12 protein-coding genes are annotated in these 11,432 nt (G+C 67.3%); 4 read left to right on the forward strand and 8 right to left on the reverse strand.

Annotated elements, in window-relative coordinates; all coding sequences use genetic code 11:
• Positions 1-898: 898 nt before the first annotated feature.
• Positions 899-1,594, reverse strand: a complete 696-nt coding sequence (locus DM816_RS35410; RefSeq protein WP_117214833.1) for a TetR/AcrR family transcriptional regulator — start codon at positions 1,592-1,594, stop codon at positions 899-901.
• A 48-nt stretch (positions 1,595-1,642) separates the two neighbouring features.
• Here DM816_RS35410 and DM816_RS35415 point away from each other — a divergent pair, with 48 nt between their 5' ends.
• Complete coding sequence (locus DM816_RS35415; protein ID WP_117214835.1) at positions 1,643-2,197, forward strand: GNAT family N-acetyltransferase; 555 nt, start codon at positions 1,643-1,645, stop codon at positions 2,195-2,197.
• Between the two features lie 89 nt (positions 2,198-2,286).
• On the opposite strand, the gene rpsT is transcribed toward DM816_RS35415, so the two are convergent.
• Positions 2,287-2,559 (reverse strand): 30S ribosomal protein S20, encoded by a 273-nt coding sequence (rpsT, locus tag DM816_RS35420; RefSeq protein WP_117214851.1) that lies wholly within the window; start codon positions 2,557-2,559, stop codon positions 2,287-2,289.
• An 832-nt stretch (positions 2,560-3,391) separates the two neighbouring features.
• On the opposite strand from rpsT, the gene lepA reads away from it, so the two are divergent.
• Both lepA and DM816_RS35430 read left to right on the forward strand, forming a co-directional pair.
• Positions 3,392-5,242, forward strand: a complete 1,851-nt coding sequence (gene lepA, locus DM816_RS35425) for a translation elongation factor 4 (RefSeq protein WP_211588999.1) — start codon at positions 3,392-3,394, stop codon at positions 5,240-5,242.
• 61 nt (positions 5,243-5,303) lie between these two features.
• Positions 5,304-5,792: an NUDIX hydrolase gene (locus tag DM816_RS35430; protein WP_162908160.1), complete on the forward strand. Its 489-nt coding sequence runs from the start codon at positions 5,304-5,306 to the stop codon at positions 5,790-5,792.
• A gap of 108 nt (positions 5,793-5,900) precedes the next feature.
• On the opposite strand, the gene DM816_RS35435 is transcribed toward DM816_RS35430, so the two are convergent.
• The 5 genes from DM816_RS35435 to DM816_RS35455 form a co-directional block, all read right to left on the reverse strand.
• On the reverse strand, positions 5,901-6,854 hold the full coding sequence (locus DM816_RS35435; RefSeq protein WP_162908161.1) for a hypothetical protein: 954 nt from the start codon (positions 6,852-6,854) through the stop codon (positions 5,901-5,903).
• 172 nt (positions 6,855-7,026) lie between these two features.
• The gene (locus DM816_RS35440) at positions 7,027-7,383 is read right to left on the reverse strand and encodes a hypothetical protein (RefSeq protein ID WP_117214843.1); all 357 of its coding nucleotides are present in this window, start codon (positions 7,381-7,383) and stop codon (positions 7,027-7,029) included.
• Between the two features lie 156 nt (positions 7,384-7,539).
• A complete protein-coding gene (locus DM816_RS35445) occupies positions 7,540-8,445 on the reverse strand; it encodes a phytanoyl-CoA dioxygenase family protein (protein WP_117214845.1) in 906 nt (301 codons plus the stop codon).
• Positions 8,446-8,498: 53 nt separating this feature from the next.
• Positions 8,499-9,308 carry a hypothetical protein gene (locus DM816_RS35450; RefSeq protein WP_117214853.1) on the reverse strand — a complete coding sequence of 270 codons (810 nt, stop codon included), beginning with the start codon at positions 9,306-9,308 and terminating at the stop codon, positions 8,499-8,501.
• A 16-nt stretch (positions 9,309-9,324) separates the two neighbouring features.
• Positions 9,325-10,086: an enoyl-CoA hydratase-related protein gene (locus DM816_RS35455; protein ID WP_117214847.1), complete on the reverse strand. Its 762-nt coding sequence runs from the start codon at positions 10,084-10,086 to the stop codon at positions 9,325-9,327.
• 18 nt (positions 10,087-10,104) lie between these two features.
• On the opposite strand from DM816_RS35455, the gene hemW reads away from it, so the two are divergent.
• Positions 10,105-11,280 carry a radical SAM family heme chaperone HemW gene (gene hemW / locus DM816_RS35460; protein WP_117214849.1) on the forward strand — a complete coding sequence of 392 codons (1,176 nt, stop codon included), beginning with the start codon at positions 10,105-10,107 and terminating at the stop codon, positions 11,278-11,280.
• Here hemW and DM816_RS35465 read toward each other — a convergent pair.
• The coding region (locus DM816_RS35465) for a magnetosome magnetite crystal formation protein family (RefSeq protein ID WP_162908162.1) at positions 11,273-11,432 on the reverse strand (160 nt) is incomplete at its 5' end. The genes hemW and DM816_RS35465 overlap by 8 nt on opposite strands.

The following is an 11,432-nucleotide window of genomic DNA, read 5'->3' on the forward strand; positions in this document are numbered from 1 at the left end:
CGGCCCGGGTCCGGCGTGCGCGAGGCCGGGCCGTCGTGCCGCATCCACCGACCGTGCGCCGAGCACCGGCTGCCGCCCGCCCGCTTCGACCCGCCGCCGGTGGGGCTGTGCCTGCCGTGTTGCCTCCGGGTGGGGCTGTGCCTGCCGTGCTGCCTCCGGGCGGGGCTGTGCCCGCCGCTCTGCCTCCCGGCGGGGCTGCAGTGCGCGCTCTGTCGTCTGCTGGACGGGCCGCTGCCACCCCTCGACGCGCTACGTCCGCCCACCTTGAACCGGTCCCCCGTAGCGTGTCGCCGGTTGCGCCGTCGTCATCTGGCTGGGCGGGGCATGGGTTTCCGCCAGCAGGGTCAAGTCCGCCCGGCGCGGGTGAACCGCCTTCCAAGGATTCCGGCGCGGAGGATTCGTCGACCGATTGGGCCAGCGGCACCACTGCCGTGCTTCCCAGTGTGCCTACAGAAGCGTTTGATGGGAGTCGGATGTCGCCCGTTGTGTCGGGCGCACCGGGCGATCAGCGCCCTGACACACCCGAATCGCGGAGCACCTACGGGATTGGCTGGGCCGCGAGTTCGCGTGCTGACACGGCTTTCTCCGGCATGCCTTCGGCGGGAGGCCCGGGATTGTCCCGGGGCGCTGTGCCACGGGTGGAATGGGCCGAGGATCAGTCGGTTGGGCCACTGCCGCCGGCTGCTCACGTGTCGGGTGAGGACGAGCCAGACAGTCCGTCCAATGTGGAGTCAGCCCGGCCGGTGAGTCCGGGGGGAGGGCTCGGGTCGGTGGAGCAGCGGGCGCGGCAGTCCGCGGCTCGCCGCTATCAGTGACCCGCCGTGGCTGCCTGAGGGTGTGGCGGTTTGTGGTTGGCCGCTTGCGGTGGCGGGTGGCTGGGTGAGCGTGTGGCGGGTCGTTATAGGTGGCCCGGCGCTGTGTCATGTGTGGCGGTCTCTGGCCGGCCGCCGGTGACGGGGGGCTGCGTCAGGAGGTCGCTCTGCGACTTGCTGCTACTGACGACGGGTGTGTGCGGCAGTGCGGCGATGAACTGGTCGACAAGCGTGATTTGGCGGGTGGGAGGGTAGCGGGCCGGGTCGACCAGGGCCTGGACCACCAGGCCGTGCGCGAAGGCGGCGGCTGAGGCCACCAGGTCGTCCGGGTCGGCGGCCGGGTGGAGCTCGTCGCGCTCCTGGGCGGCAACGACATGTGAGCGGAGCCGGGAACGCCAGCGCTCGTAGCGTTTTACCTCGAACTCGCCGAGCTCCGGATCAGTCAGCGCGGCCGCCCAGAAGCTCACCCACACGCGGTTCATCGCGGCGGTATCGGGCGTGAGCGGCAGCACGTCCAACAGCGCGGCGTGCAGGGCGGGCAAACCGGGTGCGGAGGCGGCGTGGCGCTGGCGGGTTTGGCTGTGCTCCTCGGCGACCTCCAGGGCGTGCCTGATCAAAGCCTGCTTGCTGGGGAAATAGTGGGTCAGCAGGCCGGTCGAGGCACCGAGCTCGGCGGCCACGGCGCGCAGGGTGAGGCCGCCGAAGCCGTGCTCGGCCAGGACGCGCCAGACGGCCTGGGAGACGTCTCGGCGCCGGGCAACGTGGTCACCGCGTGCGGGCATGCGGCTAGGATACATAACAAACGTTTGGTATGTATCCGAGGGAGAGCCATGCTCGTATATCCATTGACCGAAAACGCCGAGCTGCGGGCGCTGGAGCCGTGGCGCGCGGACGAGTTCGCGGACTACATCGCGCGCGACCGGGAACACCTGGCACCCTGGTTACCCTGGGCGCAGGCCTTGACCGATGTGGACAGTACCCGCGCCTGGCTGCAGCGCTACGCCGACTCCACCGCGCAGGACATGGGCCGGATCTACGGCATCTGGCTCGACGGACGGCTGGTCGGCGGCACGCTCTTCCGAGTGTTCGACGTGCGCGCCAGCACCGCCGAGATCGGCGTCTGGCTGTCGGCCGAAGCGGGCGGGCGTGGCCTGATCACGCTCGCGGCCCGGCGGATGATCGACTGGGTGTTCCGGGAGCGCAAGCTTCACCGGGTCGAATGGCGTTGCACGCCAACGAATCAGCGCAGTCAGGCGGTGGCCAAACGGCTCGGCATGACGCTCGACGGGGTCTTGCGCGGGGCCTTCCCGCACAACGGGGTCCACCACGATGTGCAGGTGTGGTCGCTGCTCGCGAGCGAATGGCAGGATCTCGAGGATCGCTAGGCCCCCCGGGTACGCCAAAAGCCCGGCCCTCGGGACAGGGTCGGGCTTAGCGTTGACCGCCGGCGTCGGGGAGGAACCGAGCCGGGTGCTCAGCTTGCGCTGGAGAGCGAAGCCAGCTTCTTGGCGATGGCCGACTTGCGGTTGGCCGCCTGGTTCTTGTGGATGACGCCCTTGGAAACGGCCTTGTCCAGCTTGCGCGAAGCGTCGCGCATGAGCGTGGTCGCGGTCTCCAGGTCAGCGGTCACGCTGGCCTCATGGAACTTGCGGACCGCGGTCTTGAGCGCTGACTTGACCGACTTGTTGCGCAAGCGGCGCTTCTCGTTCTGCTTGTTGCGCTTGATCTGAGACTTGATGTTCGCCACGCGACAGCCTTCGTCCTGCTCGGAATTGATGGGATTGCCTGAATGCTTGGGGTGCGTCCGCTGCCGCCGGGCAACAGTCGCGACGTGCCAGATTACCAGGCCGCCCGAAAGAAGGCCAAAACTGCCCCAGGGATCGCCCAGGGAGCGGCTCGTGATGGCCGAGAGTGCCGCATCCAGGGTGCCGGGTGGGAGGCGCGCGGTGGTCGATGAATTGCGAGGTCGAGCCCGCTGACCTCGGCCCGAAATGAGCTGGGAGACGGTGTCAACCGCCGGGTCGACCACGTTGTCGAGGTGCAAATCACAGGGCATAAGCGTGGCGGCGTCCCGGGTGAGTTCCTCGAAGCGCTGCTCCAGGGCGGCGTGCTTGGCCCGGCGTGCTTGGCCCGGTGAGGGTGGCTGAAAACGGCCGTGCGCATTTCTCAGGTCGTATCCAGATCACAGCTACAACCAGCCGCGAGAGCCGCGTCGAGTTCGGCCGGGTCCCACGGCGGGCCGGGCGTCCGGGCTGCTTCGATGGCCTGCGGGCAGAGGGCGAAGTGAATACCACTCGGCGATCATTGTGCCAGCTCGGCGGCCCCAACGAAGTAACTCGTCCTATCGGCGGTGAAGCCCGTGCGCGTGGCCGAGACGCGGGCCACACCCGCGCCGAGGTGGGTGGCTAGCGGCGACGGGAAGTCGCCTGGCAGCGAACCCGCGAAGGACGCACCGAGGTCCGGTCATAAGGGACAGGCGGTGGCAGAACCGTGGGCATCTGCTCGATGGTGCCGCCTCCCGCCGCCGTCGGCATGGGAATATTGGGTGTCACCCACTTCTGATTGAGAAACGGACGACCGTGATCCAGCCTGGCGCGACCGACCCCGCCGCGATTCGCAATTTCTGCATCATCGCGCACATCGACCACGGCAAATCTACCCTGGCCGACCGGATGCTGCAGCTGACCGAGGTGGTCGACCCTCGGCTGATGCGCGCGCAATACCTGGATCGCATGGACATCGAGCGTGAGCGCGGCATCACGATCAAGAGCCAGGCCGTGCGCATGCCGTGGAAGGTCCGCGAGGGCGAGCGCGCCGGCTCCCAGGCCGTGCTCAACATGATCGACACGCCGGGGCACGTCGACTTCACCTACGAGGTGTCGCGCAGCCTGGCCGCCTGTGAGGGGGCCGTGCTGCTGGTCGACGCCGCGCAGGGGATCGAGGCCCAGACATTGGCCAACCTCTACCTGGCCCTCGAAAACAACCTCACGATCATCCCCGTACTGAATAAAATTGATCTTCCTGCGGCGCAGCCGGACAAGTACGCCGAGGAGCTTGCCCACCTCATCGGCTGCGAGCCCGAGGACTGCCACCGGGTTTCCGGCAAGACCGGTGAGGGCGTGCCACACCTGCTCGACGAGATCGTCCGCAAGTTCCCGCCGCCGGTCGGCGAGGCCGACGCGCCCGCGCGGGCGATGATTTTCGACTCCGTGTACGACATCTATCGCGGCGTCGTCACGTATGTGCGTGTCATCGACGGCCGGATCGAGGCCCGCGACCGGATCAAGATGATGTCCACGGGTGCCGTGCACGAGCTGCTCGAGCTCGGCGTCATCTCACCCGAGCCGGTCAAGTCCAAGGCGATCGGCGTCGGCGAGGTGGGCTATCTGATCACAGGCGTGAAGGACGTGCGCCAGTCGCGGGTCGGCGACACGGTCACCATCAACTCGCGCCCGGCCAAGCAAGCCCTTGGGGGATATAAGGATCCCAAGCCGATGGTCTATTCCGGACTGTACCCGTTGGACGGTTCGGAATACCCCGATCTGCGCGAGGCGCTCGACAAACTCAAGCTCAACGATGCCGCGCTCGTCTACGAGCCCGAGTCGTCGGCCGCGCTCGGCTTCGGTTTCCGCTGCGGTTTCCTGGGTCTGCTCCACCTGGAGATCATCCGTGAGCGGCTGGAACGAGAGTTCAACCTGGACCTGATCTCGACCGCGCCCAACGTCGTCTACCGCGTGCTGATGGAGGACGGCGAGGAGGTCGTGGTCACCAACCCCAGCGAATACCCGACCGGCAAGGTGGGCGAGGTCTACGAGCCGACCGTGCGCGCGACCGTGCTGACGCCCAACGACTTCGTGGGCGCGGTGATGGAGCTGTGCCAGGGCCGCCGCGGATCCCTGCGCGGCATGGACTATCTGTCGGCCGACCGGGTCGAGCTGCGCTACAGCATGCCGCTGGGCGAGATCATCTTCGACTTCTTCGACCAGCTCAAGTCGCGTACCAAGGGCTACGCGAGCCTGGACTACGAGCCGAGCGGCGAGCAGGCGGCCGAACTGGTGAAGGTGGACATCCTGCTGCAGGGCGAGCCGGTGGACGCGTTCTCGGCCATCGTGCACAAGGACAAGGCCTATCAATACGGCACCACCATCGCGGCCAAGCTGCGCGAGCTGATCCCGCGGCAGCAGTTCGAGGTGCCCATCCAGGCGGCCATCGGCTCGCGCGTCATCGCCCGCGAGACCATCCGCGCCATCCGCAAGGACGTGCTCGCCAAGTGCTACGGCGGCGACATCACGCGCAAGCGCAAGCTGCTGGAGAAGCAAAAAGAGGGCAAGAAGCGGATGAAGATGGTGGGCCGGGTGGAGGTGCCGCAGGAGGCGTTCATCGCCGCGCTGTCCACATCGGAGTCCGCGGGCGACAAGGGCAAGAAGTGAGCCGGAGCTTGCGCACTCAGCGCCGCCCTTACTGCGGCCGTGCAAAGCCCATGGTGGCGTGGTGAGCTTCTGTTCCCGTTGCGGTGCCGGCAAAACCGGCTCCGCGTGCGGCGGTTGTGGCTATCAGACGTTCCTCAACCCGCGCCCGACAGCCGGGCTGGTCGTGCTCGACGAGCATGACCGCGTCCTGCTGCTCAAGCGCGCCCGCCCGCCTCAGGCCGGTCTGTGGGAGCTGCCCGGCGGGTTCTGCGACGGCTGGGAGGAGCCGGTGGACGCGGCGTTGCGCGAGGGCCGGGAGGAGCTCGGCGTGGATGTCGTGTTAGGACCGTTCGTCGGCATGTACATCGGCGGATACGCCTTCCAGGGGGAGGTCATCCCGGTGCTGGACTGCTTTTGGCTTGCCACGCTTGAGGATCCGGGCGCGATCGTGGTCGATCCCGAGGAGAGCGTCGAGTGGGCCTGGTTTCCGCTGCACGACCCGCCGCCGCTGGCATTCAGCACGATGATTCGCGCGCTACAGAACGTGGCGCTCGCCAAAGGTCAGCGTTAGGGCTCGATCCGAGTCTGGCTTGCCACCATTGGGCGCACGATGGTGGCAAGCCAGACTCCGGCTCTGGTGCTGTGTGCCGACTCCCCGCTCAGCATTGAATATCTTTGATCACAAAGCTTTGCCGACGAACGGAAGCTGGTAGATCATGTCGTTCAGCGCGTGGGTGCCCACGGCGTCCCAGCCGAGCAGCGTCACCAGCGACGGGGTCACCTTCGCCTTGTCGGTCGCGCGCGGTGCGAGTGCGCGCCTGTTCGAAAGCGGTGCGATGGCGGCTTCGGTCGGCTGGCTTGCCGTCTCTCCGCCTAGGAGCGTCTGGCCCAGTTTGCCGACGGTGGGCAGGCTCCCCAGCACGGGTGGCGATGCCTTGCCGGGATCCTGGTTCAGGACTGGTTCCACCACATCGGTGACCGGCGGCATGCCGCTGAGCGTGTTGAGGCTGAGTCCGTCAGCAAGCAGATCGCCCAGGACGGGCACGCCTCGCAGGGTGTCGACGCCCAGGATCTCCATCCGGCCTATCGGGCCGAACAGGCCACCGACCAACGGTTTCCCGTAGGCGACTATCCGCCGCTCCACGCGGGTTTCTTCGCCGTCGCTCGTGTCGTGCACCGGCTCTTCTTGAGCCACAGCCTGACGCCAGTCCATGAGGTAGTCGTCTCGGGCGCCCGGGTACTCGATTTGCGGCGAATCAACGGTGGCGGCCCTGGACCGGCGATCTCCGTCGTCGTCCGAATCACCTGAGAAGCCGGCCATGAACGAGCCCACCGGCCCGTCACCGCCGATCAGGTTTCCAAGCGGGCCGTCACTGTCCATGAAGTTTCTCAGCACGGGGCCGCCGGGAAGCCCTTTGAGCAGGTCGGCCAGGCCATCGGCGCTATCCTTGCCGCCGAAGAAGCCGGGAAGCAGTTCAGTCCTGCCCGCCCCGGCGTCGCTCGCCTTCGGAGCGATATTGCGATCTGCCTCGTCCGCGGGCGCGGCCTCCGCAACGCCGCTGGCCAGCAGAAAAACCCCACTCGCGACACCGACGGCACAGAAAAGTTGTCTGTTCATGTCCATCCATTCCATCTCTCGACGGTCGATGTATCCGTCCGATAGGAGCGCGTCTATTTACAGCCGCTCGACCTTCCTCGTAAGAAACAGCAAGGGGGCCATGATCCGCCATGGCCCCCTCACCGCGCTGTTGGAAAATTCGGCGCGGACGCACTTCTACCTGGGCATCATCCGTGAGCGGATATCGTCAGAAGCAGCCTTCGTTGTTTATCGGCTTGTCGGACTGGATCTCCGCCATGGTCAGCAGAGTGATGACCTGAACGATCACATCGATCGGCGCGTCGATGGCGTCGTTGAGGACGGTGCCCGACAGGATGTTGAAGCCCGGGTAAATGTGGTTGGTGTAGCAGATGTCGCCGTGATCGTCGTCCTTGCCGTCGTTGTACCAGCCGTGCACGTGGTCGTAGTGCGGCTTCACGACAGAGGATGCCGTGTGGCCGACCGACGAGTGCCGGCTGACCTCGGGGGTGGCGTTGGCGGGGCTGGCCATGAGGGCAGCGCCACCCGCGGCGAGGGCGATGGCCGGAACGATTGCGAGTTTCATACTTGTCCTTTCCTTTTTGCTTGTCGACTAGGACAAATCACCCAACGATCGCGTCAGACCCTGGTTACGTCGCGTAATTGCTCCTGGTGTTGGTCGGAGCCAATGAAACAGGGCCCGGCAGAAGCCGGGCCCTGTGCTGTCTCAGCCGTCGCGAAATCAGCGCAGCCAAGGAACCGAACGGTCGAGCAGGCCGCGCGACCTGAGCTCCTTGCGCAGCGGAATCTCCTCGTCGATGAACCCGTCCCAGTTGATGCCCCAGTAGTTGGCCGTGTGCGTCGCCTCGCCCAGCAGCTGCCGCTGCACCGGCGTGCGGTTGGCCCACCACTGGCCGGTCTTGTCGATCGGCATGTCGTCAAGCGGGCGGATCCAGCGGTAGGTGTAGCCGATGAACAGCATCTTGCGCGTGATCGTCGACAGGTTGGTCGAGCGGGAGTGCCACAGCCTGCGGTCGAAGATGAACGCGTCACCGGGGTTGGCCGTGATCTCGACTGTGCCCTCCGGGTCGGGGTTGTGCACGGACGTGTCGGCCGGGCGGGCCATCGAGTTGCGCAGGTGCGAACCCGGGACGATCTTGGTGGCGCCGCGCCCCTTCTCCGCCAGGTCGGAGATCACATAGGCGATCTTCAGCGAAAACATGGGCCGGGGCAGGTCGGGATCCATGGTCTCGGGATCCGAGTTCTGCCGGTAGCCATCCTGGTGCCAACCCCAGTAGGGCTTCTCGGGCTCGAGCGCGGGCGGCGTGACGTCGAGGTGGTTGTGGTGGGTGTAGATGTTCCACCCCGCGAGGCCCCACATGTAGCGGAACACAGGCGGATGGGTCAACAGATCGCCGAACAGCTCATCCCGGTCAAGGAAGCCGAGCAGGTGCACCGTGCCGTCCTTGGTGCCGTTGCCGGCCGCGATCTCCTCCGCGTAGACGCGGTCTATGGCCGCTTCGAGCCGCTGGCGATGGTCCTCGGTGAGCACGTTGCGCAGCAAGAGGAAACCCTGGTCGAGGAACTCCTGCCGGTCGTCCGCGCTGATCGGGTCGTATGCGGAGACGGCGTGAGGGGTGATAGTCATGTCCTCCCCTGGGGGTGGTAGGCGCTAGAGGGTCCGATGATAACCCCGTCGGGTCAGGGCGAAAGCTCCGCTATCACCTCGCGCGCGCCCTCGGCCGCCTCGACCGGAACCCACTCGCCACGGGGAGTCCACTGCCGGTCGCCGAACGTGACCTTGGCGACACCGGTGGCCTCCGCCTGGGCCACGAACCAGTGCGCGACCTGCCAGCCGGTTGTCGGGTCGGTCACCGGTACCCGCAAGAAATTCTCTTCGGTTTGGAAAGAGCGCCCGAAATCGAGGCTGAAGCGCTCGCTCGCGGCGGCCGAGACGGCGGCCGCGCGGGCGGGTTCACACGAAAGTGCGCCCGGCGTCTTGCCCGCGAAGGCGGCGGCGAGGATCTGAGCGTCATCAGCCCATTTCTGGTACGCCTCCGGATAGGCGGAGCGCTGGACGGCCTGCGCGGCGTCGGTGACCCGCATCCGCTCCCAGCCCTTGACCTTCGTCAATGCCTTGTAGAACCGCTCGGCCGCGTATCGCTGGTCGAGGATCTGCTCGGCGGTGCCCCAGCCCTGACTCGGCCGCTGCTGGAACAGGCCGATCGAGTCGTGGTCGTTGCGCCGCCCCTGATGCTCCAGGTTGCGCAATTTGGACTCCTGCAGGGCGGCCGCGAGCGCGACCGTGATCGCCCGCTCGCCGGCCTTGCGGCGCAGGCCGACCGCGGCGATGGTGGCCGCATTGGACATCTGCTCGGCGTCGAGGCGCACGTCGTCGACGCGGCACGTGCCCGAGGGCACCTCTTCGGCGACATTGCGCGAAAACCATGTGCCGAGGCCGAAGACCACAGCCAGCAGCACCACCGCTATCACGAGCCCACGCCGACTCACGCCAAACACAGTAGCTCTAAGTGGCGGGAATCCAAGCAGGGTCGCGTTTCTCCCGAAATGCGGCGACCCCCTCCCGCCCCTCGGCCGAGCCGAAGAACTCCAGCGACAGCACGGCCAGGTCGTCGAGGTCGGCGAGGGTGGGCCGCTGTCTGAGCAGTTGCTTGGTCGCGGCCAGCGCCTGGGGCGCGCCGCGCACCAGCGAACCGCACCAGCTCTTGACCACGGTGTCGATCTTCTCCGGCCCGACCGCGACGTTGACCAGCCCGATCGCGGCCGCGCGGGTGCCGTCGAACACGTCGCCGGTCAGGTACAGCTCGGCGGCGGCGCGCGGCGACAGTCGCGGTAGGACGGTGGCCGAGATCAGCGACGGGATGACGCCGATGCGCACCTCCGAGAACGCGAACGTGGCCGCCTCCGCGCACACGGCCAGGTCGGCCGCGGCGATCAGGCCCAGGCCACCCGCGCGGGCGGGCCCGCGGACCGCGGCGATCACCGGTTTGGGGCACGTCGCGACCGCCCCGAGGAGAGAGCCGAGCAGGTTGGCCGGCATGTCACCGGTGCTCGCGGCCGCCGCGGTCTCGGTCAGGTCGGCGCCTGAGCAGAAGACCGGCCCGGTGTGGTCGAGCACGACCACGCGCACGCTCGGGTCCTGGCCTGCCGTGTGCAGGGCATCGATGAGGGTGGTCATCAGGGCGTTGGAGAGCGCGTTGCGGTTGTGCGGGCTGTCCAGGGTGAGTGTCGTGATCCCGCGCGCATGAGCGGCGTTGACGAACGGCATGTTGGCAGACTAGACGGTATGGCCGCTGCCCTGCCCGAAGGTGATCCCGTTCCGTCCGATGGCGCGCTGCCGAGTCCCGCGCTGGAGGGGCTGGGCGAGCGCGGCTTCGGCGTGTACATCCACGTGCCGTTTTGTGCGTCGCGGTGCGGTTACTGTGACTTCAACACGTACACCGCCAGTGAGTTGTCTTTTTCGGCTGGCGACTATGTCGACGCTGTGCTAGCGGAGATCAAACTGGCGTCCGGGATTCTGGCTCACCCGGTCGAAACCGTGTTCTTCGGTGGCGGGACGCCGACCCTGCTGCCCACCGACCAGCTGGCCCGCCTGCTCGACGCCGTGCGCGACACCTGGGGCCTGGCGCCCGGGGCCGAGGTCACGACTGAGGCCAATCCCGAGTCGGTCAGTCCCGCTTCGTTGAAGGCGCTGCGCGAGCACGGATTTACTCGGATCTCCCTGGGCATGCAGTCGGCGGCGCCCGGTGTGCTGCGCATCCTCGACCGGCAACACACCCCGGGGCGGGCGATCGCGGCGGTCGAGGAAGCCCGTACCGCCGGATTTAAAAACATCAATTTAGACCTCATCTATGGTACCCCTGGCGAGAGTGCGGCCGACTTCGAAAGCTCGCTGGAGCTGGCGATCGGGTCGGGCGCCGACCACGTCAGCGCCTATTCGCTGATTGTCGAGGACGGCACGCGGCTGGCCGCCCGCATCGATCGGGGTGAGATCGCGCAGCCGTCCGACGACGTGGCCGCCGACCGCTACCTGGCTGCGGAGGCACGCCTGAGCGCGGCCGGGTTCGAGTGGTACGAGGTGTCCAACTGGGCCCGCTTTGAGCAGGCTCGATGCCGGCACAACCTGCTGTACTGGCGCGGTGGCGACTGGTGGGGGTTCGGGCCCGGCGCGCACAGCCACGTCGGCGGCGTGCGGTGGTGGAACGTCAAGCACCCGCGCACCTATGGGCAGCGCCTGGCATCGGGCGTATCACCCGGCCACGGCCGCGAGATCCTCACCGCCTCGGAGCGCCGCGACGAGCACGTGATGCTTGCCATGCGCCTGGCTTCGGGCCTCCCGCTGGACGAGATCGACGTCTCCAAGGTCGAGGATGGACTGCTCGACGTGAGAGGCGGCCGGGCAACGCTGACGCTGCGCGGCCGCCTTCTGGCAGATGCGGTGATCAGATCGCTTCTTACTTAATGATGTTGGGCGCCATCGGATACTTGTAGAGGCTTCCCTCGTTGGCCTTGATGCCGGCGATGACCCCGAAGATCGTGCCCATCAGCCACGCGATCACCAGCGGGATGAAGCCGATGATGATGCAGAGCAGGACCGTCCCGACGACGGCGACC

The organism is Allorhizocola rhizosphaerae (assembly GCF_003426775.1).
In the GTDB taxonomy this organism is placed as follows: domain Bacteria; phylum Actinomycetota; class Actinomycetes; order Mycobacteriales; family Micromonosporaceae; genus Allorhizocola; species Allorhizocola rhizosphaerae.